At 51.0% G+C, this 26,412-nt stretch carries 23 protein-coding genes; 11 read left to right on the top strand and 12 right to left on the bottom strand.

What is annotated here, in order from left to right:
* Positions 1–46 precede the first annotated feature (46 nt).
* The gene (locus BUB27_RS14800) at positions 47–3,544 is read right to left on the bottom strand and encodes a TAT-variant-translocated molybdopterin oxidoreductase (protein ID WP_143184636.1); all 3,498 of its coding nucleotides are present in this window, start codon (positions 3,542–3,544) and stop codon (positions 47–49) included.
* 42 nt (positions 3,545–3,586) lie between these two features.
* Entirely contained in the window at positions 3,587–4,345 is a 759-nt protein-coding gene (locus BUB27_RS14795; protein WP_143184635.1) for a cytochrome c3 family protein, read from the bottom strand.
* Positions 4,346–4,634: 289 nt separating this feature from the next.
* On the opposite strand from BUB27_RS14795, the gene BUB27_RS14790 reads away from it, so the two are divergent.
* The 3 genes from BUB27_RS14790 to BUB27_RS14780 all read left to right on the top strand — a co-directional run bounded on the left by BUB27_RS14790 (position 4,635) and on the right by BUB27_RS14780 (position 8,675).
* Complete coding sequence (locus BUB27_RS14790; RefSeq protein ID WP_143184634.1) at positions 4,635–5,711, top strand: alpha-hydroxy acid oxidase; 1,077 nt, start codon at positions 4,635–4,637, stop codon at positions 5,709–5,711.
* Positions 5,712–5,743: 32 nt separating this feature from the next.
* Entirely contained in the window at positions 5,744–7,882 is a 2,139-nt protein-coding gene (locus tag BUB27_RS14785; RefSeq protein WP_143184633.1) for a TonB-dependent receptor, read from the top strand.
* A 100-nt stretch (positions 7,883–7,982) separates the two neighbouring features.
* A complete protein-coding gene (locus BUB27_RS14780) occupies positions 7,983–8,675 on the top strand; it encodes a Fe2+-dependent dioxygenase (RefSeq protein ID WP_143184632.1) in 693 nt (230 codons plus the stop codon).
* Here the strand turns inward: BUB27_RS14780 and BUB27_RS14775 are convergent.
* Positions 8,672–9,604, bottom strand: a complete 933-nt coding sequence (locus BUB27_RS14775) for a 2-dehydropantoate 2-reductase (RefSeq protein ID WP_143184631.1) — start codon at positions 9,602–9,604, stop codon at positions 8,672–8,674. The genes BUB27_RS14780 and BUB27_RS14775 overlap by 4 nt on opposite strands.
* Before the next feature lie 82 nt (positions 9,605–9,686).
* Entirely contained in the window at positions 9,687–10,745 is a 1,059-nt protein-coding gene (locus BUB27_RS14770) for a M42 family metallopeptidase (protein WP_143184630.1), read from the bottom strand.
* 133 nt (positions 10,746–10,878) lie between these two features.
* On the opposite strand from BUB27_RS14770, the gene pyrB reads away from it, so the two are divergent.
* A complete protein-coding gene (gene pyrB / locus BUB27_RS14765; RefSeq protein ID WP_143184629.1) occupies positions 10,879–11,778 on the top strand; it encodes an aspartate carbamoyltransferase in 900 nt (299 codons plus the stop codon).
* Here the strand turns inward: pyrB and BUB27_RS14760 are convergent.
* A complete protein-coding gene (locus BUB27_RS14760; protein ID WP_143184628.1) occupies positions 11,767–12,111 on the bottom strand; it encodes a hypothetical protein in 345 nt (114 codons plus the stop codon). The two genes, pyrB and BUB27_RS14760, sit on opposite strands and share 12 nt — an antisense overlap.
* Positions 12,112–12,220: 109 nt before the next feature.
* Here BUB27_RS14760 and BUB27_RS14755 point away from each other — a divergent pair, with 109 nt between their 5' ends.
* On the top strand, positions 12,221–12,514 hold the full coding sequence (locus tag BUB27_RS14755) for a hypothetical protein (RefSeq protein WP_143184627.1): 294 nt from the start codon (positions 12,221–12,223) through the stop codon (positions 12,512–12,514).
* Between the two features lie 36 nt (positions 12,515–12,550).
* On the opposite strand, the gene BUB27_RS14750 is transcribed toward BUB27_RS14755, so the two are convergent.
* Complete coding sequence (locus BUB27_RS14750) at positions 12,551–13,435, bottom strand: DUF4339 domain-containing protein (RefSeq protein WP_143184626.1); 885 nt, start codon at positions 13,433–13,435, stop codon at positions 12,551–12,553.
* A gap of 85 nt (positions 13,436–13,520) precedes the next feature.
* A complete protein-coding gene (locus tag BUB27_RS14745) occupies positions 13,521–14,255 on the bottom strand; it encodes a M14 family metallopeptidase (RefSeq protein WP_159434986.1) in 735 nt (244 codons plus the stop codon).
* 114 nt (positions 14,256–14,369) lie between these two features.
* Here BUB27_RS14745 and BUB27_RS14740 point away from each other — a divergent pair, with 114 nt between their 5' ends.
* On the top strand, positions 14,370–15,269 hold the full coding sequence (locus BUB27_RS14740; RefSeq protein WP_143184624.1) for a D-hexose-6-phosphate mutarotase: 900 nt from the start codon (positions 14,370–14,372) through the stop codon (positions 15,267–15,269).
* A 6-nt stretch (positions 15,270–15,275) separates the two neighbouring features.
* A complete protein-coding gene (locus tag BUB27_RS14735; protein ID WP_143184623.1) occupies positions 15,276–16,292 on the top strand; it encodes an A/G-specific adenine glycosylase in 1,017 nt (338 codons plus the stop codon).
* A 6-nt stretch (positions 16,293–16,298) separates the two neighbouring features.
* On the opposite strand, the gene BUB27_RS14730 is transcribed toward BUB27_RS14735, so the two are convergent.
* Together BUB27_RS14730 and BUB27_RS14725 are read right to left on the bottom strand one after the other, a co-directional pair.
* Positions 16,299–16,832, bottom strand: a complete 534-nt coding sequence (locus BUB27_RS14730; RefSeq protein WP_143184622.1) for a plasmid pRiA4b ORF-3 family protein — start codon at positions 16,830–16,832, stop codon at positions 16,299–16,301.
* Between the two features lie 263 nt (positions 16,833–17,095).
* Complete coding sequence (locus BUB27_RS14725) at positions 17,096–17,233, bottom strand: entericidin A/B family lipoprotein (protein WP_143184621.1); 138 nt, start codon at positions 17,231–17,233, stop codon at positions 17,096–17,098.
* A gap of 148 nt (positions 17,234–17,381) precedes the next feature.
* Between BUB27_RS14725 and BUB27_RS14720 the strand changes: the two genes are divergently transcribed.
* On the top strand, positions 17,382–18,314 hold the full coding sequence (locus BUB27_RS14720) for a MerR family transcriptional regulator (RefSeq protein ID WP_143184620.1): 933 nt from the start codon (positions 17,382–17,384) through the stop codon (positions 18,312–18,314).
* Here BUB27_RS14720 and BUB27_RS14715 read toward each other — a convergent pair.
* From BUB27_RS14715 to BUB27_RS14705, 3 genes are all read right to left on the bottom strand, one after another.
* Positions 18,311–19,906: a bifunctional GNAT family N-acetyltransferase/carbon-nitrogen hydrolase family protein gene (locus BUB27_RS14715; protein ID WP_159434985.1), complete on the bottom strand. Its 1,596-nt coding sequence runs from the start codon at positions 19,904–19,906 to the stop codon at positions 18,311–18,313. The two genes, BUB27_RS14720 and BUB27_RS14715, sit on opposite strands and share 4 nt — an antisense overlap.
* A gap of 51 nt (positions 19,907–19,957) precedes the next feature.
* The gene (locus BUB27_RS14710; RefSeq protein WP_143184618.1) at positions 19,958–20,974 is read right to left on the bottom strand and encodes an aldo/keto reductase; all 1,017 of its coding nucleotides are present in this window, start codon (positions 20,972–20,974) and stop codon (positions 19,958–19,960) included.
* 128 nt (positions 20,975–21,102) lie between these two features.
* On the bottom strand, positions 21,103–22,464 hold the full coding sequence (locus BUB27_RS14705; protein WP_159434984.1) for a HEAT repeat domain-containing protein: 1,362 nt from the start codon (positions 22,462–22,464) through the stop codon (positions 21,103–21,105).
* Positions 22,465–22,531: 67 nt separating this feature from the next.
* On the opposite strand from BUB27_RS14705, the gene BUB27_RS14700 reads away from it, so the two are divergent.
* Genes BUB27_RS14700 through BUB27_RS14690 form a run of 3 tightly spaced genes read left to right on the top strand, consistent with a single transcriptional unit; the run spans position 22,532 to position 26,389 of the window.
* On the top strand, positions 22,532–23,785 hold the full coding sequence (locus BUB27_RS14700; RefSeq protein WP_159434983.1) for a tetratricopeptide repeat protein: 1,254 nt from the start codon (positions 22,532–22,534) through the stop codon (positions 23,783–23,785).
* Positions 23,778–25,190, top strand: a complete 1,413-nt coding sequence (locus tag BUB27_RS14695; protein WP_159434982.1) for an ATP-binding protein — start codon at positions 23,778–23,780, stop codon at positions 25,188–25,190. The genes BUB27_RS14700 and BUB27_RS14695 overlap by 8 nt, the downstream gene beginning before the upstream one ends.
* A gap of 2 nt (positions 25,191–25,192) precedes the next feature.
* Positions 25,193–26,389, top strand: a complete 1,197-nt coding sequence (locus BUB27_RS14690) for a BaiN/RdsA family NAD(P)/FAD-dependent oxidoreductase (protein WP_143184614.1) — start codon at positions 25,193–25,195, stop codon at positions 26,387–26,389.
* Positions 26,390–26,412: the final 23 nt, after the last annotated feature.

The raw sequence follows: 26,412 nt of genomic DNA, 5'->3' as shown, positions 1-26,412 counted from the left end.
TTTCAGTATTTAGAAATTAAGTGATGAATGGTTAGAAACGGTCCTCTTAGTGCATGTGGATAGTTGCACGACCGACAAGTTTTGCTCCAGGCATGTCTTGGTTCGGGTTCTTCACACGAGCAAGGTAGCTCGTACGAGGACGTGTACCGATGTAGTTGAGGAGATCGTAGGCACGATCATTGATGATCTTGTTGTTCTCGTCCTTGATGCGGCGGATCGTAGATTTCGGATCAAGGAGGTTACCGAAGACGATGGCACCCGCTTCACATGCGTCCTGACAGGCTACGCGCACTGCGTCAGTCTTGGACATGAGGTCCTGAGGAGAAACCTCGGTATTGACTGAACCAGCACCCGCGAGTGCTTTCTTCTTGGTGTTCTGCTTGGCCTCGATCTTAGCGGTCTGAAGACGCTGTACACAGTAGGTGCACTTCTCCATGACACCACGCATACGAACGGAAACGTTCGGGTTACGCTGAAGGTGCTTGGAATCACCAACCTGCTTCTCACCCAATGGACCTTTGTAAAGGTTCTTGTGAATAACTGGGTTGCGCTTGTTGTAATCGAAGAAATTGAAACGACGTGCCTTGTATGGGCAGTTGTTCGCGCAGTAACGAGTACCGATACAGCGGTTGTATGCCATGGAGTTAAGGCCGTCCTCGGTGTGAACGGTGGCGTTCACCGGGCAAACGGTCTCACATGGAGCGCTTTCACACTGCACACAAGCTACTGGCTGAGGAATCATTTCAGGAGCGGTCAACCACTCGTCCTTGCCTTCTGCCTTCTTCTCGTCTGGAGCTGCGAAGTAGCGGTCCATACGGATCCAGTGCATTTCACGGCCCATGGCGACCTGAGTCTTACCAACAACTGGGATGTTGTTCTCAGCCTGGCAGGCTACGAGACAGGCGTTACAGCCGTTACAGACAGAGAGGTCGATAGACATCGCCCACTGGTGGGACTTGTCGGAAAGGTGTGGAAGGCGCTTGTCTGGATCGTTAGGATCTTTTGCACCTTCTGGCTTGTAGAGAGAGATATTCTCAGGAGCGTGGGAATCCATCCCCTGCTTCTGCACCTTCTTAAGTTGACCTGCGAAATCAGTTTTGTGCCCGCCGTATTCATCATCCATGGTGGAGATTTCACGAGCGATCGCACGGCCGTACATGGAGTGGTGCTCCTGAGTACGTGCCATCTTGTAGGTGTTACCGGACTTACTGCGGGAAACTACTGCACCAGTGGTGAAGTAATCGCTAGTTCCACGAAGTGGGTAAGCATCGAAACCTGTGTTTACACCAACGGAAGAAACGTTCTGTGGAGTGATGGCGGAACCGTCGTAGAAGGAAGGGTTGCCACCCTTGAACTGATCACCGAAGTGCTGGTCGTAGGCCTGACCGTAACCGAGTGCTACTGCGACCACGTTGTCTGCCATACCGAAGGAAACGATAACTGGTGCTTCGAGTTCCTTACCGTTGACGGTAACGGAAGCCATTGGAGCGTAGAGGCTAGGACCCTCACCCTCTTCAGGGACATCGGTCTTCTTAATGTCAGGACCGAAGCCCCACCATGCTTGGCTTGCTTTCTCGAGCTTAACAAGCTCCTCGTAGATACCAAGGTTCTTGGCAGTCTCTGGAGACATGTAGAGCGCGTTATCCCAGCAAACTTTGGATACTGGATCCGGAGCTTCCTGAAGCCAGGCGTTGTTGATGTAACGACCATCCTTGAGGGATGCGTCAGTTTGGAAAATGATGTCGAGACCCTTCTCGGTAGGAGCAGAAACCTCTTTGAGCGCTGGCACGGAAACCTGCTTGGCACCGCCAGTGATGTCGCTGTAGCTGGCGTCAGCGAGGAAACCTTCACGGAGAAGCTTCTTGAAGGAAGCTACTTCGGCACGCTCACCACTAACCTTGCTGATCCCTTTGAAGGTCTTACGCACTGCGTAGTAACCTGGTGATACCGCCTTGGCGTCAGCCATGGAGTCGTGAAGCTCAACCTGATCAGCAAGAAGTCCGCTGAGAAGCTCAAGCTCAGTGATACCACCATAGAGTGGAAGAATCATTGGCTGAACCACGGTGTAGACACCAGTGGATGAGTAAGTATCACCCCAGCTCTCAAGATAGTGAGCGGCTGGAATGTGAAGATCAGCTGCATTAGCAGTCGCATTGAGGCTTGTACCCCACTGGACCACCTTCACCTTGCCAAGGGCATCCGCAAGAGAAACCTTCTTGCTGTCGCTAAGTTCGACAGTTGGATTCTCGAGGAGTGGGTTGGCAGGGGTGAGAAGAATGACGGTATCGAGATTACCTGCATCGATGTCGCGGACAAGGCCAGCTACATCGCCAAGACCAGCCTTCTCAGTCTGGACGGCCTTGAGAGTCTTACCATAAGCACCAAGCTTCTGGTTGATGAGGAAAGCAAGGTCGTGAAGCTCTTTCGCATAGCGGCTACCGAGGAGGACAACCGCCTCACCTCTTGAACTCTTGAGATCCTTAACACACTCAGTGATCCACTTGGCCTTGTCACCGTCGAACTTACCACCAGGGATGTTATCGACTGCAACACCAAGCTCTTGTGCTACTTGGGAGAGGAAGCGACCAACCTGGCTAGGAGCCAGTGGCGCACGGTGATCAGCAAGACCACCAGTGAGCGAGTAGGTAGGCTCCGCCATATAGAGACGGTTCATACCAGCAACACTCTTGGTGGCATCCTTCTCGGAGTAGTCACGCTTGTTGACGTGGCGGAGATCGTAGAACCCTTTCACGGAACCCTGACGATCAAGCTCAAGGAAGTCACAGTCTACGGAGAGAATGCGCTTAGCCTTGGAGAAATCAGTAACAACCTCAGCACCGGAGCCGAAGGTCGCTTCCACGGAAGCTTTGCGGCCTTGACCAGCGAGTGCTTCGTAGCTGTAGAACTTGGCACCTGTGTACTTAGCGGCCAGATCCTTGCGGAGACGTGTGCGGGTTGCGGAGTCATCTTCACCGAAGACAAAACCAACTTTACCGCTCTTCACGAGACCGGAGAGATTCTTGATCGCCTCATCGCGGCTGATCTTGGAACCTTTGGAAAGGAAATCACGAGAGCGAGCAGGATCATAAAGATCGAGCACGGATGCCTGAACAAATGAGTCTGTACCACCACCCTCAGCGTGGATGCGGTTTGGCTCAAGCTTGGTAGGACGACCTTCGTAGGTAGTCACCATCAGTGGTGTAGCACCACCAGCACTTGGCATGGAAGATGCGTAGTAGAGTGGCTTACCTGGAATCACCCACTCTGGAGCATCTACGAAAGGAACAATCAGATCAACCGGACGGCGGCAAGCTGCCAAGCCGAAACCGGCCAATGCGGTGGATGCCCCCATTACCTTAAGGAAGTCACGACGTGTAGACTCACGGTCGTCTTCGTCACGCATGGACTCTGCTGCACGAGGGAACTCACGATCTACCCACTGACGAAGAGCAGGTGTATCTTCGAGTTCACCAGCACTGCGCCATACTTTAGTGACGCGCTCCCCAGCAGGAACTTCAGGATGATGCCATTTGCGTTTGCTCATTTTGGCGAAATTGGTTCGGTGTTTGAAAAGGTTGGAAAAATATTAACGGTGGCAAGTGAAGCAGCTCTCTTTAGGCTGTACTGACCATTTGTGCTTGAGCAAGGAACCGAGGGCAACTTGTGCCTCCTTCTGAGAACCGTGCGGCTTGAGCTTCAGATCGTGCTCAGCGCTGAACTTCTCGATCTCTTCTGCCAGCTCTGGACGGGCGGAGATATAGTCCTTGGCAATGAAGTCAAGATTAGTGACTTCCTCAAGCGGACGAATGTGCTCTTCTGGACTACGGTGACAGGTGATACACATATCCATTGAGAGGGACTTGGCATGATAAACCTCAGGCATTTCATTTACCTGACCGTGACAGCTCACACAGGAGATACCGCGGCTAAGGTGTGCTGAGTGATCAAAGAAAACGTAGTCTGGAGACCTATGAACGCGCACCCACTTGACTGGCTCACCTGTGTAACCCTCGTATGTAGGATCAATAGCACGACGCAGAGGAACAAGACGCTCGCTATCGGTCTTCACGTGACGGTGACAGTTCCAGCAGGTATTCGCGGAAGGCACGTTTGCGTGACCAGATTCTTCAACGAAGCTGTGACAATGACGACAATCCAGACCTAATTGCTTAACGTGCAATTCGTGATCGTACGGGATCGGCTGCGAAGGCTGATACCCAACACGTTGAGTCTTAGGAGTCGCGTAGTAGGTAAAGGCCAACACGAGGCCACCTACAACAGATCCTACACAGATCGCTATCTTGAGTGGCAGGAGATTGGTCCAGCGAGGAAAGTAATTAGCCATGACGTTTCGGTGCTTGTATCGCTTGTGAAAATTTTCACAAGCCTTTTTTAGGGTCTATTTTGGCGGGGCGAGTATGGGAATGAATCCCCCTCTGGCAATCCGAAAAATGGGAATTTTTGACATTTTCTGTAACCATCTCTCGACCAGATCTTATCACCCCGCTTGGCCATACTCCTGCAAGCCCTATGACTAGGGGAATGTCATCCTACCGCTAATCTTTGACAAACAGCCGCAAGCAGAACCAGAGCAGCAGAGCTATACCACATCTGCCTCTGATAAATATCTAACCATGGCTGATCAAATTCCACCAACAGCGGTATCGCTCATTGATTACCAGCAACTAGCTAACGAACAGCTAGACCGCACTACCCTCGCCTATCTGGAAGGTGGTGCCGGGGATCAGCACAGTTTAGAGGCGAATATCACGGCTTGGGCGAACGCCACTATCTGGCCACGTGTTATGACACAAGCCCAGGGCGCCTCCACGCAGACCACCCTACTCGGGATGAAGCTTGACAGCCCCTTAATGATCGCCCCCACCGCTTATCATCGACTCTTTCACGAACAGGGCGAGCTGGCTACGGCCACAGCTGCCAGCGCTCTGAATACCCCATATATAGTCAGCACCCAAGCCAGCACCCCCCTTGAGGAGATAGCCGCTCAAGCAGCGGGATCCCCCCTCTGGTTCCAGCTCTATATCCAGCACGACCGGGAATTCACAGCCGACTTGGTTCTGAGAGCCAAGCGTGCAGGCTACCAAGCTCTGGTCCTAACTGTAGACGCGCCGATCAACGGAATCCGAAACCAAGAACAGCGTGCCGGATTCCAATTACCCCCTGGCATTTCCGCCGTGAACCTGCATGGCATGCGCCCGACACCAAACATGAGCCACGCGCTGGATCCCCGTTTCTTATCCAGCCTCCCCAACTGGAAAGACATCGCATGGCTCAAGAAGCTTTCTGGACTACCTGTCATCATCAAAGGGATTCTTCACCCTCAAGATGCCCGTCTCGCCGTGGAGCATGGAGGCGATGCCATTATCGTCTCCAATCACGGAGGCCGGACACTGGATCTCCTCCCGCCCACCAAAACAGCTTTACCCCTGGTCGCCCAAGCGATCGACAAACAAATCCCCATCCTCGTGGATGGAGGGATTCGCAGAGGAACGGATGTACTCCAGGCCATCGCGCTGGGGGCAGATGCCGTTCTTCTGGGACGCCCCATCCTTCACGGACTAAGCGTAGCCGGAGCTACAGGAGTGGCCCACGTTTTACGCCTGCTACAGCACGAACTCGAAGTAGCCATGCTTCTCACTGGCTGCAGATCCCTGACGGAGGCCTCCTCCGTGATCAACACACCTAATTAACACTGATTAAATCTGTGAAACAACAAAAGCAAATGCTTGAACAAGCACCGACCAACAACCTGCGCCACGCAGCACTCCTTTCTAACCGCACAGCCGCTACAAGCGTGGCTGGCGCCATGCTCATCGCGGGGCAACTAACCACTCAGGCTGCTCCACAAGGACAGAACCAAAGCGAGCCACAGAAGACCGAGACCCTCGACCCGTCGGTTCTTACGGCAGACGAGAATGCCAAACTCAAGCCTGGGCAGCTCTCATCTTCTCGCTATACAGCCCCACTGCGCGACATCCCGCGCACCGTAACCGTTGTCCCTGAAGCCCTGATCAAACAGCAGAACGCCACTACTGTGCAGGACGCCCTGCGTAATGTCCCCGGCATCTCACTCCAAGCCGGAGAAGGCGGCACCCCTGCTGGCGACCAACTTAGCATACGCGGATTCAGTGCACGTACCGATTTCTTCGTCGACGGCGTGAGAGACATCGGCGGTTACACACGTGACCCATTCAACTACGAGCAGATCGAAGTCTCCAAAGGCCCATCCTCCACCGATAGCGGACGCGGCGGCACAGGCGGATCTATCAACCTTGCCACCAAGACACCCAAACTTGATGGCGCTACCGATGCCAGCATTAGCCTGGGCACAGATAGCTTCGCCCGCGCCACACTAGACTACAATCAACCACTGAGCCTCGAAGGAGCCGCTTTCCGCCTAAACCTTATGGGGCACACAGCCTATGTACCAGGCCGCGACTATGTGAAGCAGCAGCGCTGGGGATTCGCTCCTTCATTGGCCTTTGGCCTAGGCACTGACACAGTGACCACGCTGTCCTACATGCACATGTCACAAGACAATGTCCCTGACTACGGTATCCCATGGGTAAACGACGAAGTCCCCTCCGGCGTAGACTTTGACAACTGGTACGGCCTGCTCAGCCGCGATTACGAACACGTCGACACAGACATCTTCACCGCCGAGATCAAGCACCGCGTGAATGAAAACTTCGACCTGCGCGGAATCGCCCGCTATGGACGCAATTACCGCGACTCCATCATCACAGCACCTCGCCTAGTCGGCGGGACAGACGACACGATCAGACGCACAGACGAGAAATTCCGCAAACAGACTAACAGCATCGCCTCCATTGCTGTGGACGCGAACATCCGCTTTGAAACCGGGGACTGGAAACACACGCTAGTGACGGGAGCCGATTACTCCAGAGAGCGCGATAAGAATGTAAACCGTACATCTGACGACTCAGGAGCTCCAGATACAGACCTCTACAATCCGAATCCACACGGCACAGATAACTCCATCTACTCATACACCGGAACCACAGTTGGCCGCGCAGACACCATAGGCATCTTCGTCTATGACACCATTGAGCTGAACGATCAGTGGATCCTCAACGGCGGAGTACGCTTTGAGAACTTCGATGCCGAAGTTGGAGATCTGACCCAGGACGACAACCTCTTCAACTGGCGCGCCAGCATCACCTACAAGCCAACAGAAAACGGAAGCATCTATTTCGCCTACGGCACCTCTTCCAACCCATCAGCCGAATCACTCTCCTTCGGGAGGAGCGATGCCTTGGCCGGCGTAGACCCAGAGGAAACCGAGACATTTGAACTAGGAACCAAGTGGGACCTACTAAATGAGCGTCTTCACCTCTCTGCCGCACTCTTCAGAACGAACAAGACGAATGCCAGAACCCGCGCAAGCAATTCTGACCCCTATGAACTCGAAGGCGACCTTCAAGTACAAGGCGTAGAGTTCGGCCTAGCAGGGGAAATCACAGACACCTGGTCCATCTTTGCCGGCTATACCTACATGGACAGCGAGATCAAGAAAGACCTCGCTGGCGGTGAAGGCAATGGCCTCGGTAATACACCAGAACATAGTGTCTCCATCTGGAACACCTTCGATGTGACTGACAAACTCGCCCTAGCAGGCGGCGTTCGCTACGTCGGAGAGAGAGACAACGGCCGAGGCCGCATCGCTGACGACTACATTACCTTTGATGCAGCCGCGACCTATCAGATCAACGACTCACTCAGCGCCCAACTGAACCTACTCAACATCGCCGACGAACGCTACGTCGACCAGGTAGGCGGCGGCCACTTCATTCCCGGCCCAGGAAGATCAGCCTCCATTTCACTGAACTACTCGTTCTAGCAGATCAGTTTTTTCATACCACCGACCTCATAACAAATACCCCTGCGGCGCGATTTGATGGCGCCGCAGGGGTATCTCCACCAACTAACAGACAACAGCCATGATCCTTCAAATTCCGAACGTCCTCACACCTGAACAAGTCGCCGATTTCCGCAAAAGGCTGGATACCGCTGAATGGATCGACGGCAAAGCAACCGCTGGCGGCCAAGCAATCAAAACCAAGGACAACCTACAACTCGATACAAGCAACCCCACCGCCATAGAGCTAGGCAATCTGATTACACAAGCACTCTCCACCAATCCACTGTTTGTATCCGCCGCACTCCCCCTTCGAGTGCTCCCCCCCATGTTTAATAAATACACGGGCGGCGGAACATTCGGCACCCATGTAGACAACGCTATTCGCTACATTCCTGGAACCGGCCAGAAAATGCGCACCGATCTCAGCGCCACCCTCTTCTTTTCTGACCCTGATGAATATGAAGGCGGCGTTCTCACCATCGAGGACACTTACGGAACCCAAGAAGTCAAACTCCCAGCCGGCCACATGATCCTTTACCCCGCCACAAGCCTCCACCGCGTCACCCCGGTGACCAGCGGAGCACGCGTGAGCTCATTCTTCTGGATTCAAAGCATGGTCAGAGATGATACACAGCGCGGCCTACTTTTCGACCTAGACTGCTCGATCCAACGGATCAGCCAAGAACTGGGAGAGCATGCAGCCGCAGAGCAATCCGCCGTCCAACTCACTGGCATCTATCACAATCTGATTCGCCAGTGGGCAGAAGTCTAACAGGCATCTCGTTCAGCGATACGCTGCTGAATTCTTCCCAACAATTCCTCCATTTCAGGCACTGGCACTCCCAGTGCCTTTGCTTTATGCACGGGAATCTCCCAAATTGATTCTACCTCGATAGGTTTTCCATCCACGAAGTCTATCATACTCGATGGTTTGTACTTCCCCATCGGATAAGTGATTTTAATCTGCCGATCTATGAAGGAGTTTGGAATCTCATGACCCAAGGCAGCAGCACACTGCACAACCTCTCCCATAAGAGCACGAACCTTATGCTCTAGCTTAAGCTCATTGAGCAGGACATCAGTATCGACGCCCCCTTCCGCAATGGCCAAGCCATTGAAAGGGATATTCCAGACCAGCTTCATCCATTGGGCTTTCTCTAACACGTCCACCATTTCGCAAGGAAAGTTAGCTCCATTGAAAACCTCATTGATCAGCTCAAGCCGCGGAGTCACCGGACGACCATATTCACCAATCCTGATCAAACCTGAAGCCGTGTGAGAAATCACTCCGGACTCAAGCCTATTGATACAGACAAAACAAAGTCCAGCCATGATACGCTCTCCCCCGAACAAGCCAGCCAGAAACTCACAATTTGCGAGACCATTCTGCAGTGTAAGGATAGCTGTATTTTCACCTATTAAAGGTGCGATCACCTTTTCAGCACAGGAGTTCGCAGTCGTCTTCCAAGCCACGATCACCAAGTCTACCGGCCCTATGGCTGCTGAATCTCTCTCACACTGGACATTTTCCAGATGGAAATCCCCGGCAACACTCTGGACCTCCAAGCCATGCTCCTTAACATGATCGTAGTCCGACCTCAGAAGGAAGGTCACATCTTCACCGGCTTGGGCCAGACGTGCCCCATAGTAGCTGCCAACAGCTCCTGCACCAACAATCGCGATCTTACCTAACTTCCCCATAGTCGTACTTAATTCTACCAGAAAAGAAGAAGCCCTTGCTCAAAAAAAGCAAGGGCTTCCTACAGAAATCAGAGATTAACGATTAGAACTTCCAATCGTGCTTATCAAGATCGCAAACACAGGCGGCCAGAAGCTTGATACCATTTTCGATATCGTCCTTGTGACAGGTTTCAATCACCTGGTGAACATAACGTGTCGGGATAGAAATCGCACCAGCGATAGATCCACCAGGACTCATGCGCTGGAGACCAGCGGTGTCTGTACCACCTGCATGCAGGATCTCAGGCTGCCACTTGATCTTCTTCTCCTTGGCAGTCTTCTTCATGAATTCTACCATGCGGTAGTCACAGACCACGGAGCTATCCATGATCTTAATCGCAGTACCCTCACCGAGAGATGTAATCTTCTTCTGAGCAGGAACACCTGGGGTATCACAAGCAATCGTCGTATCGAGACCAAAACCAAAGTCAGGCTGAATTTCGAGCGCAGACACATTAGCGCCACGGATACCAATCTCCTCCTGAACAGTGAAGACTGCATAGAAATCATATGCCGGCTTACGGCGAGACTTCTTCAGTGTGCGAAGCGTCTCGAGAAGCAGGAATACAGATGCACGGTTATCGAGTGATTTTACATTCACGCAATCACCAAGCTCAACCAAGTGACGCTCACGAGTGATCGGGCTACCTATTTCGATAATCTTCTCAAGCTGCTTCTTTGTAAGACCTGTATCAATGAAGTAGTCATCCAGGTTCAGTTTAGCTCCACGCTCTTCAGGAGTCATGATGTGAATCGGCTTGCAGCCCATCACACCGAGAACATCCTTCTTACCATGAATCAAAACACGCTGGGCTGTCAGCGTCTTTGGATCGAAACCTCCAAGTGGATTGAAACGAACGAAACCGTTGTCATCGATATGAGTCACAATGAAACCAATCTCGTCCATGTGAGCTGCGGCCATAGCCTTCTTTGAAGAATCCTTACCCTTCTTGAGAGCAACTACATTGCCCATGCGGTCAATTCTCACTTCATCTGCAAGACCCTTAAGTTCTTTAAGAACCAACTCGCGGATCTTGATCTCAAAGCCCGGAGCACCCGGCGCTTCACAAATCTTTGCTAGTAAATCAACATCGATAGCCATGGGCGGAAATTAGCGATCCTGTAAGGATTGACCAGTACAAAACTGTTTTGACTACTGATGAAGCATTTGTGCACCTCGCCCAACACATCAGCATTGCCAGCCAAGCCCGCATTGATTAGAACCTCATTTGTCCATGAAACACGTCCTCTCCGCCGACCAATTTAGCCGTTCCGATCTCGACCACATCATGAAACGCAGTGCTGAGATGGCAGACATCTTGGCCCTCGGCGGCTCGAAACTTTGCGACGGGAAGATCCTTGGAGCTCTGTTTTACGAACCTTCCACCCGTACTCGGCTATCCTTTGAGACGGCCATGATGCGACTCGGCGGCAAGGTTATCTCTGAAACGGATGTCACCTTCTCCTCACAAACCAAAGGTGAAGTCATCGAGGACACGATCCGCATCGTCGGCGGCTATGCGGATATCATTGCCATCCGTACCAAACAGAAAGGCGAAGCCAAACTAGCCGCTCACTATTCACCTGTTCCCGTCCTCAACGGGGGCGACGGATCCGGCGAACACCCCACCCAATCACTGTTAGACCTCTACACTATCTTCAAACATCATAAGATTGGTGAGAAGCCCCTCAATGTGACATTCGTCGGCGATCTCAAATACGGCCGCACTGTCCACTCACTGGCAAAAATTCTCCGCCAGTACGACGGTGTAAACATCCAGTATGTGGCTCCAGAGGAAATCCAGATGCCCGAGGAATACCTCAAAGATGGCGACAGCATCCACACCGAACTCAATGATGAGATCCTCCAAAAAGCCGATGTCATTTACGATACCCGCATGCAAAAGGAGCGTTTCGAGGATGTAGAAACATTCAACCGCGTCAGAAACGCCTTTATCTTCACGCCTGAAATGGTCGGAAAGATGAAAGCCGATGCTATCCTGATGCACCCACTGCCACGCGTGAATGAAATTCAGCAAGCGGTGGACAAGCTCCCTCAAGCTAAATATTTCGAGCAGGCACTGAACGGCGTACCCGTTCGTATGGCCCTCATTGCCGAGGCTCTAGAGATCTAGGTCGACCACCCACTCGGGCACCCAGGAAGGCAGATCCCCGTCTGCCTTTTTGAGGTAATTCAGTGACCACAAAGACACGCTCAGCAGGACAATCACTGATACAATAATCATCAGTGCTGCATGATGCCGTGAAAGCGGCTTCCTGATAAAAAGCAACGGCCCGATAACAACCCCTAGGCCTAACAAAGAGAAGAGATAACAAGGCCACAAGATGAGAGGCGACGCTAGCTTTCGTTGATAATGCTGCACCGGAGGCCGCATCTGCATCGCATTACGCATGCGCAGCTGAGCGATTTCATCCTGATCCCTTCTTCTCTCCGGTATACTGGCCATAATTACATGGAAAGCAGTAGCGCTCTGACTTCTTGGGCGCAAGGATTTGCTGGAATAGAATGAATTCCAACTTCTCAAGCTTACTCATCAGCGCTATGCCTATCGCATCATGACAGCCCAAGAACTTCTCAACTCCGCCACCTCTGGCTCATCCATGCCAGAAGGACTCAGTTCAACCCTGAAAGCTCTTTGGCTAGAAAAATCCGGAGACTGGCATGCCTCACATGACCTCTGCAACGAGATTCCAGACCCGAGTGGAGCCTGGATACACGCCTACCTCCACCGTGTGGAAGGTGATCTGGGAAACGCCAGCTACTGGTATCACCGCGCCGGAAAAGACATGCCTACATGCAGCCTGGATGAAGAATGGATGAATCTAGCCCGGCAATTTGCGAGGGAATAACCCCCTCGGACTATGACTCCCAGCCGGAGATAAGACTTACTGGCTCCCCCCTGAAGTTGCCGCATCGATTTCGCGCTCTCTCTCGGTCATCTCTCGACCTTCTCGCCCAGTCTCCTCAAGCTCTCGCTCCCTGACCTCTTTCTCATGATTATCCTTAGCGCGCTCATTAAGCGCACTGCTTTGGCGTGACTCTATATTTGTCAGCTTAGAATAACGAGCAAATACACTACGCTTCATCCCATCGACATTGATGTGATAACCCCCCATATTCACGAATGTAGCTCCTAAAGTAACCCCAACAAAGATCATAAAAAACACTAGCCCCCCCATTCCCAATCGCTTTCTCCTCCTGTAGTTTGTAGGACCACACAAACTAATCAGCAGAATCCACAGATTCAGTAATGGAACCAACAGCCCCATACACCATGATCCAGCATAACCTGCATTTCTCATGCGAGATGCGGTGGCTATCAGAGTGACTAAACCAACAAATCCCCAAATGATATAGGGTACCCATGCTAACTGGACAGGGTCACTGGAATCTAAAACCCCATACAGCTGTAACTCTTTACACGCTATAAAACCCAGCATGTAGACGATTGGCCAACCAATATAGAAATATAGATTATAACCAAATCGGCCCAATCCCCCCAAATGCGAATCTTGCTCTCGCAACTCCCTTTCCTTAGCCTCTCTTGTGTCTACTGTACTAGAACTTGGAGTACTTACCTTTTTGATACTGCCAGCAAAGCTGCGCACTTTTGAGACAGGAAGCCACTCTTTCATCCCCTCTTTCCAGACCTGGACATCGGAGTAATAGATCTCCTTGCGCTCAATGAGCTCACAAAGTTTCTCCTTACTTACCGGGCCTCTTCGCTGACCCAAATTAAGATAAAACCACTGTTTCTTTCCGTTATTCATCTACCTAGTCAATAGCTTCGTTACGTGAAACAGAACCATACACTTGGGTCTATATAGTTCCTCGCAGAACTTTATAACAAAAAATTCATCTTTGGCTATGATAAAGCTGCATTAATGAGTTCACGGCAGCGACATGGCACTCGACTCTCTTCCCAAGTTCCTCACTAGAAGGCGTTTCAAAAGTAAAGGACAGAGGGCAGCCCCTCTTAGCCAAATAGATGGCCTCAGGCCAGTTTTCGGGCTCGTCAGCATCACAATGGTGATAGATCCATCCTGGCTTCCGTACATCGTGATCATCAATCAAGTTCATCGGCTCCATCGGCAGATGCGGAGTCACCGCCTCCACAATGCGTTCATACCGCTCAGGTCGATCTTCCAGCTGATTGATCTCATAGTAGTAAAAGCCCGTACTCTCCCAGTCTTCATGCAATGATACGGCTAGATCAGCCTGCACCCCTTCCAACCACTTGGCATGCGCCCTTACCTCCTCTGTTTTGAATCTCAGATAATCACGATTTAAGTCATATCCCTCTGCATTTTCTCGGGTGCCCGCAGCTAAGCCAGTAGGATTCAAGATCGGGCAAACGCACCAACTGCAGCTCTCATCAAGCCCTCCCCGCTGAATTAGCTCAAGCAAAGCTAGTGGACCAGCAGGCTCATCACCGTGGATTCCGGACGAGAGATAAACCTTCTTCCCTCCATCCTTCTCAATCCGGTACGCATAAACAGGATAGCCTCCTACCTCACAGATCAGCTCACCACTCGCCCCAAGGGCGCGCAATTCACTATCCATCTGCTCAATCAGTTTTCGTACATCCATCAGAGGAAAACTAACGGTGCCCCCCACTACCTTCAACGCCCTTTTATGAGAAATTCCAGACGTTTTGACGTTCTCTCGCATTGATCATGCCCGATTCGTGTGCAACCTAGCCGCATGGCAACGGTTCCAAGCGACTCATTCAGCATACCACAAGAACTTTGGTTTGAAGAACTCAGCCCGGGCTATCCGGTGATCAAAATAGACAACCGTCACGCAAAAGCCACAATCGCCCTACTTGGAGCCACTCTGATTGAGTATACTCCCACTGGCAGCCAACCCATCATTTTCACCAGCTCGAAAGCCATATTCCAAGAAGGCAAGGCCATCCGCGGTGGCATCCCTGTCTGCTGGCCATGGTTTGGCCCACACCCGAGTGACAACTCAAAACCTAATCACGGCTTTGCACGCGACCGTTTCTGGGAACTCAAAAGCACCACCAAACACGAGGACTACACCGAAGTGACTCTGGAGTTTGACACCCGCCAAGTAGCCAACGAATTATGGCCCCAGCATACAACTGCTGAAATCACTTTTAGAATAGGTCAAGCCCTCGATGTCCAGCTCACTAGCTGCAACCGAAGCGATTCCAGCATCACCATCGGCGGTGCTCTTCACACCTACTTCGACATCGCGCACATTTCAGATGTCTCCGTGATTGGCCTTGATGGAGTCACCTTCGCCGACAAAGTGACGAATAAACACGGTACCCAGTCAGGAGCACTCAGCTTCACCAAAGAGACGGACCTCGTCTTTGAAAAGACCATGGCGACAACCACCATTGATGACCGCGGCAACTCACGTCAAATTCACGTCGCCAAAAATGGCAGCCGCTCAACAGTCGTCTGGAACCCATGGATCGAAAAATCCGCCGGCATGGGCGACTTGGGTAATGAGGACTATCTCAGTTTCGTCTGTGTAGAGACCGCGAATGCCTTTGACGATGTTTACACCCTTGAGCCTGGAGCCATTCACACCCTGGGTACAACCATTACCGTAAACACCTCCCTATCCTAAGCAACCATGCCGCTGCAACAACCAGCATCATTCCAAAAATCACTCATCCAGTGGTTCAGCAAGGAAGGCGAGGATTACCCATGGAGGCAAACTACGGATCCATGGCATATCCTCATTTCCGAGGTTATGCTTCAACAGACACAAGTAGCCACAGTACTCAACAAAGGCTTTTTCGTACACTTCATCTCACAGTTCCCCACTCCGGCAGATCTGGCGCGCGCCGATGAACAGACCATCCTCTCAGCCTGGGAAGGCCTAGGCTATTACAGACGTGTAAGAAATCTCCAAAAAGCAGCTAAAGCCATCTGCGATTATCACGAAGGAATTTTTCCCAAGCAGTATGAGCAAATAAGAGCCCTTCCAGGAATCGGCCGCTACACAGCAGGCGCTGTAGCCTCATTCGCCTATAACCAGTCTCAACCCATCGTCGACGCCAATGTCGCCCGAGTCTTTTCTCGAGTCTTCGATTACCAAGAGCGAGTCGACACCACAGCGGGGCAGAAGCAACTCTGGTCATGGGCTGAGCAACTCGTGCCCGCGAAGAACGCACGGGCATACAACTCTGCCCTGATGGAACTTGGGCAGCAGGTCTGTACCAACAAGGCTCCTAAATGCGAGACTTGCATCCTTAATAAATTCTGCAGCACAAAAGACCCTACAAGCCTCCCCAAAAAAGGCTCGGCCAAAAAGACTGTGCTTGTTGATGAGCACTGCATACTCGCCATCCAAGACGGAAAAATCCTACTACACCAAGAGAAGGCAAGCGCCCGAAGGTCTGGCATGTGGAAACTCCCCGAACGCGCTCACCACCAACTGGAAGCCTGCCCCCTACTCTCTAAATCCACGTATGGGATCACCCACCACCGCGTGACCCTGCGTATCTATGATACCAGAAATATAAGCATTCCGAATTCCGAAAATCCAGAGCAAGAGAAATGGCACCAGCTGGAAGAGCTCCCTAACCTCCCCATGCCCTCTCCTTTCAGAAAGGTTCTGGACACGCTGTTAGCCGACTTATTTTAATCTACCTTATTTGAGCTTGGAGATGCGCTTTTCCGCAGCCTTCTTATCGAAGCTAGACGGATCATAGTCATCATCCATCCACTCAAGAACCCCATCCGCACAATTCTGGTACCCGTGAGATCCACCGCAGTCCTCAGGTGGACAATTCCTCTCTCCATCAATGAGAACACACTTACCTGATCCTTCACTCTTACGTTGAAAATTCAGCTCATGAATCCAATCATCGCTGAAGTCGTAACGGTATAGCATGCGGAATGGGAAATGCTTCCTCCCGATCAACTGCTTCAAGGTAAGATCATTCTCATCCTTGAAATCCTCACCCTTGATCACCGCCACATCACTCCCATCAGCTACCACACTGGTCAGATTCCTGCCCTTGCCGTGACGAAACTCGTGAGAGTGCTTGTCTTCCCACCCCATCGCAGCTTGTAACAGCTTGTGAAGCTTCCCAAAGGTCGTCTCAGCAGGGACGGAGATCTCACGCCAGATGAGCGGCTCGATTCCGTAGAGAATAACTTTCAGTTCGTAGTGTTCAGACATGTCGCCTTCATAAACGCATTCCTGGGACGCTTCAACCTATTAAGCCAAATTTGCAGCGATTCGCCTGTCCCCGCCTGCATGGCATCACGCTACATTCCCTAGTTTGGGGCAATGAGCAAAGTTGTCAAAACCGACACGATTCACCAGTCCTCTTTCCGCACAAGCTGCTATCAGAACGTCTCTTATTCATATCAACCGAATACATAACAATGAAAAAGCCGCGCGAATGCGCGGCTTTTTTATCATCTTTCAGTTGGTTCTGCTTAGCGAGAAGCCGCATCGGAAATCGCGTCACCTCCGGCACGAATGTCTTGCCCCATACCACGGAAAGTATTGCAAGAGCTCAGCGCCAATGCTGCGAGGCCGACAACTGCGAGAATCATTTTAGTACAGTTTTTCATAGTCGTGTTAGAATAAGCACATTCTTCAACCTTGCCAAATATTTTCTACACGGCAGAAATCAACCTCCTCTCGCCGCGAGCAAGCATAAGAGAATAAAGAAATTCAATTTGATCAGAGGTCAATTCTGATTAACTTTTCGTAAGAGATATGCCTAAGCATGGAATCAAAATAGTAACGCAGCAAACTGGCCTGAGCCCCCATGTCCTCAGGGTGTGGGAAAAACGCTATCAAGCCGTCACCCCAATGCGCACAGACACCAACAGACGTCTGTATACAGATTCCGAACTTCAGAGACTCAAGGCTCTGGCTATCTTGACAGGCCTGGGATATGCGATCGGCCAAATTGCCAGACTCAGCTGCTCCGAGCTTCAGGTTCTTCTCCGTAAACACGACAACTCGATCAATGATCGATCGGAAGCTCCGGCGACAGATCTAGGCGATGAGCAAGAGAAAGGTTTCATCAGCCGAGCTATTCAAGCCACCAAAGAAATGGATCAGGCAAAGTTGGAAACAATCTTTGATGAAGCCAGCATTGCCTTTGGTTACTCAGGACTGCTTGAGAGAGTCATGGTGCCTTTCATCAAACTGGTAGGCCAACTCTGGCAAGAAGGTCACATCTCCAGCTCAGATGAGCATGCTGCCAGCTGTGCCATCAGGGAATACCTCGCTCACACCACACGACCCTTTACCAGCAGCACCTCGTCTCCCTCACTGATCGTCACCACCCCTTCAGGTCAACTGCATGAGATCGGAGCCGTCATTGCCGCTAGTCTGGCGCGTAAAGCTGGATGGAACGTAACCTATCTTGGGGCCTCGCTCCCTGCTGAAGAAATCGCCAGTGCCGCCATCAAGAGACAGGCCAAGGCGGTCGCCTTGAGCATTGTCTACCCGGTCGATGACCCGCACCTTTTGGGGGAGCTTGGTCGACTCCGACGCCACCTGCCAAATACTCCGATTATTGTGGGAGGCCAAGGCGCAGCCGCCTTAGCCCCACAACTGAGCGAGTTCAAGATGAAGCACCTAAGCTCCATCAGAGAGTTCAATACCTGCCTTTGTAAAATTCGCTCCTGCTCTTTTTAACTCTCTTCTGAGTCTGTGACGACACTGCGCTCCACGCCACGCTTTTCAAAAGAATTGCGCAAGTAGCTCTTGAACTCAAACAAGTCCCTCCGGCGATCACTAACAGGGGTCACACTTCCCGATTCGCGTGAACGATAGAGATCCGAAATATCCAGATCCGTTACCAACATCGTTTCCACATTAGCATCCGACTGGGCCTGGATTCCATCTCGCGCAAATTCGAAATCAGAGGGCGTGTACACCGTCGCCCGACCATAGTGAATATCCATCACCGGAACATCGGGCAGGTTTCCTACCACACCAGCAGTCACCACATAGATTTGATTTTCAATCGCACGTGCGTGAGCGCATAGACTCACCCTCAGGAAACCTTGTCGGTTATCCGTGCAGTAAGGAACGAAAATGATCTCCGCCCCCTTTTCCGCCAAATACCTGGCAGCTTCAGGGAACTCGATGTCATAGCAGATCAGAATTCCCACCTTTGCTTTAGGAGTCTGAATGAGCATCAACTCGTTACCACCAGTAATACCCCATGCAATTCTCTCTGATGGCGTAATATGTAGCTTGGGTTGGGCCACGTAACTGCCATCAGGGCGGAATAACATCGCCTTATTGTACAATTTGTCTCCCTCCATCACCGGGTGAGATCCTGCGATCACGTAGAGACCAAACTCCCTGGCCAAGCCACTGATCAAATTGATGAAACGGTCTGTGCACTCAGCTAATTTGCGAATCCCTTCCTGAGAAGTCGCGGGATCCATCTGAGAAAGCAATTGCACGGAGAAGAACTCTGGGAATAAGACAAACTCACTCTTATAATCGGCAGCCGTGGAAACAAAGTATTTTACTTGTGCCTCGAAGTCCTCAAACGAAGTCAAGCGTCGCATCTGGTACTGCACGCAGGAAACCCTGACCTTGGAATCCTCGTCTCTGTTAGACTGATAATCCGGGTTCAACCACTCGATCAAGGAGGCGTGATCCTGACTCCTCTTATCTCGAATGTAATTCGGCATGACGGCTCTAACCACAAAGCCTTGATTTAACTGAAAAGTGAGAACTTGGTCGTGTATCTCCCCTGCCTGCACCCTCGCAACGTACTCTTGCGGGGAAAACTCTGCTGCATATTTCTCGTAATTCCACAATCTTCCTCCGGAGAGAATACGCCGAAGATTCAGCTTTCTGCAAAGATCTCGCCTTCTGGAATACAGAGCATTTCCTATACCTGCGCGCTGAACCTTTGGATCAACATACACGTCCGCCCCATACAGGGTATCTCCCTGATAGTCGTGATTATAGAAGTAGCCATCATCCGTGATACCGTAGTAGGTATGTGGTCTCAGAGGATCCTTCCCCAGGTTGACAATCAAGCTGGAGGCAGCCCCTACAATGTTCCCATCCAGTTCGGCTACGAACTGGCCCTCAGGAAAGATCTCGATGTGACTTTGGAGTTGATCCGGTTGCCAGAGCTCATCCGTCTCTATCAAGCCCGGAAAAGCCCTCGCATAAACCTCGATCAAGCGCGGGATATCATCCTCGCGTGCATTTCTAACTTTAAGTGTTCCGGCAGGGGTTTCGAACAACGATTCATCCATAGGTGTCATTATCCTACACAACTCAGGCGAAATGTCATGCAGACATTCACGCTAACCCATTGGATAAAGATTGGCGGATGTCAGCGCATCAATTTCCACCATGACCTCAGGCCTAATAGTCACCTCGGCGGCGTCAATATGTGGCTGCAACTGATCTAGAGAGCTCACCCCCATCAAAGTGGAGGCCACAAAGTCATGCTGTTTACTCCAAGCAATGGCAAAAGTCACAGGATCAATCCCCTCCCGCTTGGCAATCTCATGAATGGCCGCAGTATTCGCCAGAGACTTCTCATTTACGAATCGCTCGGCCATCTTTCTTTGCCTCTCAGCCCCATCAAGATAGGCTGAAAAACGAGCTCCTGCAGGCTTGGCACCCTTCTGGTATTTACCTGCCAGCACTCCACCAGCGAGTGGCGAATAGGGAAGACAGCTCACACCCTCACCCAAGCAGCACTGCCCAAGCTCATCCTCAAACCGTCGGTTATTCACCGAGAAATTGTTCTGGATCGTATCCAACCTGCGCATTCCAGCGGCATCCGCCTCGCTCAGCCACTTCATCATGCCATAGCATGTTTCGTTAGAAACTCCATAAGCACGGATCTTTCCTTCACGTACTAGATCATCGAGCACCTCGATCGCATCCAGTGGGCGCATTCCAGCATCCGGCCAGTGCACTTGGTAGAGATCAATGTAATCGGTTTTCAATCTTCTTAGACTTCCTTCCACCGCACGTCTGATCATGAAACCGTCAATGGCCGCCTTATCGTGCCTAACTGGCGGATTAAACCAGCCATGAGCCGGCCCGGCCACCTTGGTAGCAATAATCACTGACTCTCTGGGTTTATCCTTCATCCAATCACCCACCCACTCTTCCGTCAAACCAGCCAACTCCTTGGTCGGCGGCACAGGATAGACCTCAGCAGTGTCAAAAAAATCAATGCCTGCATCGACCGCCGCATCCATGATTTTAAAACTCTCTTCCTTATCTGCCTGGGTACCGAAAGTCATGGTGCCCAGACCAATCACGCTCACCACCATTCCACTCTTACCTAAACGTCTTTTTTCCATGCCGCCACAATGTGCCCTACCTCCTACCCACGCAAATCATTTACCGAATAATTCCCGCCTATACAAAAACAGGAGAGCCTAAGCTCTCCTGCACAAATGGCCCTGAAAGGCCTCTAAACTCGCAACTCCTACTCTACTTCTAAATCACCATGTTCATGATGCATCGGCGCCTGAAACAAGAACATGCCAGTTAACATGTTCAGAGGGTTGATATCTTTTAGCTTCCCCGACACAATGGCCAAATCGCCTCTTCCTCTGAATTCGATACCCTCGATAAAATCAGCCATAGGTTTCATCCCCGGAGGCATATGCTCTTTCATTTGGGCTACCTCTTTATCAACAAACTCTGCATGTAATTCTTCAATAGCAGTCAGCGCCTGCTGAACCTTGTTAGCCTGCTCTCCCTCGCCAATGACAAGAACTTCAGTAAACTCACCACCTTTTGCAGTCTCCATTCGAAGATTCTTAAACTCTTTCAAATGGGGCACCTTCTTCATCTCTCCTGATACAAGTGCGGCCGCCCAGAGATTTCCTTTCTTCTCAGTTTTCGCAATGAGATCTTGGAGATCTTTGGGCATAGCAACCTCCTTGACCTCTCCGGCTAACGCTTTACCCATCGACTCCAGCGGCAGCTGCTCTTTGCCCGGCCCAGTCATGAGAATAAAATGCTCATCACTCAGGGGAGCAAAAAACACTTCATCCTCTGGAGACAAATAGTCCACACCACCGATCTTCACCTGATTAAAATCACCTCCTGCCATCTCTAGAATCGTTGCCCGGAGAGCGGCGTGATCGTACTCACCACGTAAACTCAATACAGCCCAGCCTGCCTCGTCTCCTACATTCTGAGCCACTCCTACACTCGCCGTATCAATGCGAATGTTTCCACTCTTTTCCAGAAAAGTGATCAAGCCCTTCTGCATACCGCTCAACATCATTTCAGCCCCTGCCTGTTGCTGTTCAGGGAGAGCTTTCTTGAGCTCTTTAGCGATATCCTGGGCTGGCCCACTTTTCATAGTCGCATGGACAAAGACCCCTGTATCCTTGGGCATAATCAGCATATCTTTCTTATCTCCCCCGTCCACTTTCGGGTAGTCGGCTTTCTCGCCATTGATTGCCGCGAGTGCCTCCTTGGCATAGCCAGCCACAAAACGCTCTTCAGATTTCGTCGCTTGCTCAAGAGCTTTGACAGCACCCTTTGACTTCATCTCACCGAGTGTCCTGATCACCATAAGTTTACGGATCTCACTGGCCTTTGCCGATGCACCTTCTTTGACCTGAGGCTTACTTACCTCCTGAATCAAAGCTTCCTCAGCAGGTTGCTCACCTTGCTCTTTCCAATAACTTTTCGTGTCCACGTAATCCAAAGCCTCGTTGCCTCCGAGACCACCAAACAACATAAAGAACACTACGAATATTCCACTGAATGCCATAATGCAGTCAGCCTGCTCTTTTTTTCTCAATAAACCAAGACGAAACGACGTACGCATGAATAACTCAAATAAACTGGATTGTTCGAAAAAAATGCGCTGTCCTCAGACCCAGTCCAATCTGTGTATGAGTTCGTTTACTGACAATATTAGCAATTACGAGAGTGATCCAGAAGAGTCCCTACATACTCAATTGAAGAATTATACGAGTTCTGGCCAGTGGTTCCGAGCCAGGGAGGTAGCTGGCCAGCTACTTTCCACCAGCCCCGAGTCATCTTGGCTGCACTGTCAAATGGGGTTTATTCTCTATCAGCTAAACGACTTTAAGCATGCAGAGAACCATTTGAAAGAAAGCGTCAGGCTGCAACCAGACTATGCGAATGGCTACAGGTTGCTTGGGTTCCTCTACCTGTCCATGAATCGTGCCGGCACTGCTGAGGACAACGTCCGCAAAGCATTGAGTTTGGAGCCAAATGATGAGACTTCCTGGTGCCTCCTCGGAAACCTATCACTGCATTTTGACAATCCGCAACAGGCTCTTCAGTGCGCAGAGAAGGCATTAAACCTATGTCCAGATGATGTCAGCGCTCTAGATCTGAAAGCCAGGGCACTCGATGAGCTACCCGATCATAAGGTTGCTCCTCAGGACCTCATCAACCAATATGAGGAAATACTCTCGCTCGAGCCAGATAATGCCTTAGCCTACTCCCGTATTGGAGACGTCTATTGCGAAAAACTCAAGAAGTACAAAGTAGCTGAAGAATACTACCGAAAAGCCCTCTTCATTGATCCTGAGAGCAAAAGCCACCAGAGCGACCTCATTCGTTGCCTGAGAAAAAGAGATCCAATCCTCCGATTGCTGTGGCTCCCCTTCTTACCCACAAAGCTTGTAATTAAACTGATAGAGTTGATTCCAGATGGGAACCTGAAATGGAAACATCTATTTGGATTCCTGTTAGCACTACCATTACTATTGATTGGCAAATACATCATCCTCTTTGGCATCGTCAGTGCAGTGGCCTTCTTCACCTTCTTCTGGCCACTGACTAAAGTTTACGAATACCTCACCATCGTAGACATTCACAAGAAAATGGGAAAAATTGCCATCTATAAAGGCCCCTTCCGAAAGCTACACAAATGGAGCTTCTACACCCGATTTTTCCTATTTCTGGTCTTCTTGGTGTGTTTCTGGTCCGTTGTTTACTTCCTTTTTACTAGTGACCAGTATCGTGGCGGCACGATCGCAGCATTTCTCACAGTGTGCATAGGAGCCGTCATCCTTACAGTTCTAGCTAGCTGTGTTGGAATCCTCATAGATGCTAATTCCAAGAAAACGAGAGAACGCAGAAACAAAAAACAACCCGTCATCGACAATGAATAGCAGAACAATCGAGCTACTTTTAAACTCACTCTCACAAGACCCCTCTAACTGGGATATCCGTCTCCATGTTGCTGAACTACTGACTGCTGAGGGCGACCACAGTCGTGCTGCGGACATACTCAAAGCTCCTCAATCCCTACCAGAGACTGAGGACAAACTATTAGTAATCGCAGAGCTCCTGGCGAATCATGACTGGCAAGAGGCCTTACAGATCTTGGACTCAATCATTTCCAGCAATAAAGCCTGCTCCAAAGCCTACAGGCAAAAGGCAGACATTTACCGCGAACGCGGAATGAAAGATGAGGCCAGAAAACAATACAACGTGGCTGCTGTCATCGACGAATCAATGGAGGATCCAGAATTTGAAGCTTGGTTAGATACAGACTCTACTCCTCCCCAATCTCCAACTTCGCCGAAACTAGAAACTCCTCCCCCCATACCAATGGCAAACACAAACAGCCATTTGCCATACTACACCTCTAGCGATGAGAGTAATCTTGAAGAAGATGAATTCATCGAGACTGACAGCTCGCTTGATGCGCTGCTCAACTCGACTCGGCAACTTATCGATTTCAGCGATATCGGCGGCATGGAGCAGCTCAAGGAGCGCATCCGCATGAGCATCATCTACCCATTCAAAAACAAAGATTTATTCAAGAAGTTCAAAAAACGCTCTGGCGGCGGCCTTTTATTCTACGGCCCTCCCGGATGTGGCAAAACCTTGATTTCCCGAGCCACTGCGGGTGAATGCGGAGCTCATTTCATCAACATCTCGGTGCATGACATCTTGTCCAAGTGGCTTGGCGAAAGCGAGCAACGCATGCACTCATTATTCGAGGTAGCCCGCCGAAAGGCACCAACCATCATCTTTATTGATGAAGTAGATGCTCTCGGAGTGAAGCGTAGCGATGCCGGCTACACAGCAAGTCTGGTGAATACCCTCCTCACAGAAATGGATGGCAGCCAGTCAGACAATGAGGAGCTCCTTATAATTGGTGCCACAAACACTCCTTGGCGCGTGGATAGCGCATTCCGCCGTCCCGGTCGGTTCGACCATGTACTCTTTGTTCCGCCACCTGACCTAGAGGCCAGGGAGGCGATTCTTAAAATACTCCTCAGCGATATTCCTCAGGACAAAATCGATATCCGTAAACTAGCCAAGATTACAGATAAATTCTCTGGAGCAGATCTCAGTGCCGTTGTAGACCGCGCCACCGAATCGGTGATTCAAGAAATCATGAAGTCTGGCAAAGAAATCAAACTCAACCAGAAACACTTACTCCAGGCGGCTAAAACAACGCGTCCTACGACTCTGGAGTGGATCGAGCAGGCTTCAAACTATGCCAGCTACGCCAATCAGTCAGGCCTTTATGACGATTTGGCAGAATATATCCGCTCCATTTAAACGTGCCTCATAGAAAATCCATAGCCGTTGTCGGCGGAGGACCAGCAGGACTGCGCGCTGCTGAAGTAGCAGCAGAGTCAGGTGCGAGAGTAACTTTGTACGACGCCAAGCCATCGACTGGCAGGAAATTTCTCGTCGCGGGTAAAAGCGGGCTCAATCTAACCAATGACCAAACATTCCCTGATTTCCTTGAGAATTACCAAGGCAAGGACCTTCCTGATTGGTTCGGGGCAATCATCAGCCATTTTGACAACACTCAGCTCAGAGCATGGGCTGGAAGCCTTGGCATAGAAACCTATGCAGCTAGCAGCGGTAAAGTCTTCCCCATTGGCATGAAGGCAGCACCTTTACTACGCCGCTGGATCGAGAAGCTCCGTGGACTGGGCGTAGAATTCAAAGTCAGGCACAGGCTGACCGAGATCATCCCGACCGATTCGCCTAAGCTCGTATTTGATCATGAAGGCAAAACCGTCAAGGCAGAGCATGACTCTGTAATTCTAGCACTTGGTGGTGCCTCATGGCCAAGCACGGGCTCAGACGGCAAGTGGGTCAGCATGCTTGAAAAGCTTGGAATACCCGTCACTCCCCTAAGTTCAGCAAATTCCGGATGGGAAACCAATTGGTCAGCAGCTCTACTGGAACAAGCTGAGGGTTTTCCTTTGAAAAATATCGTTGTCTCTGCCGGCGAAGTATCACGCCATGGTGAACTCGTGATCACCCGTTACGGTCTAGAAGGCGGCCCCATCTACCGCCTGGGTCCAGCCATTCGCCGTTTAGCGGAGCCGCACATTACGGTCGATTTCAAACCCACCTTCTCAGTCGAGCAACTGGTGGCAAAAATGGAATCGGCCAAACGCAATTTCCTCGAAGAAGCAATAATCCGCTGGAAACTCAGCCCTGCGGCCTCGGCAATTGTGGAGCACCTCTACACCTCTTTTCCAGATGCCCAGTCACTGGCGATGGCTGTAAAGCACTGCAAAATCCCCCTCACCCAGCCACGTCCAGTCGATGAGGCTATTTCCTCAGCCGGCGGGGTGCAATGGAGCACCCTCACCAAGGAACTCATGCTAAAGGACTACCCCGGAATCTATCTCTGCGGTGAAATGCTCGACTGGGAGGCACCCACTGGTGGATATCTGCTCCAAGCAAGCTTTGCCACAGGTACTTGTGCCGGAAATGCCGCAATACAGACAGTCTAAGTCCTTGCATATCAGAAATCCTT

The organism is Rubritalea squalenifaciens DSM 18772 (assembly GCF_900141815.1).
In the GTDB taxonomy this organism is placed as follows: domain Bacteria; phylum Verrucomicrobiota; class Verrucomicrobiia; order Verrucomicrobiales; family Akkermansiaceae; genus Rubritalea; species Rubritalea squalenifaciens.
The sequence above is the reverse complement of the archived record's forward strand: the minus strand, read 5'-3'. Positions and strand labels throughout refer to the sequence as shown.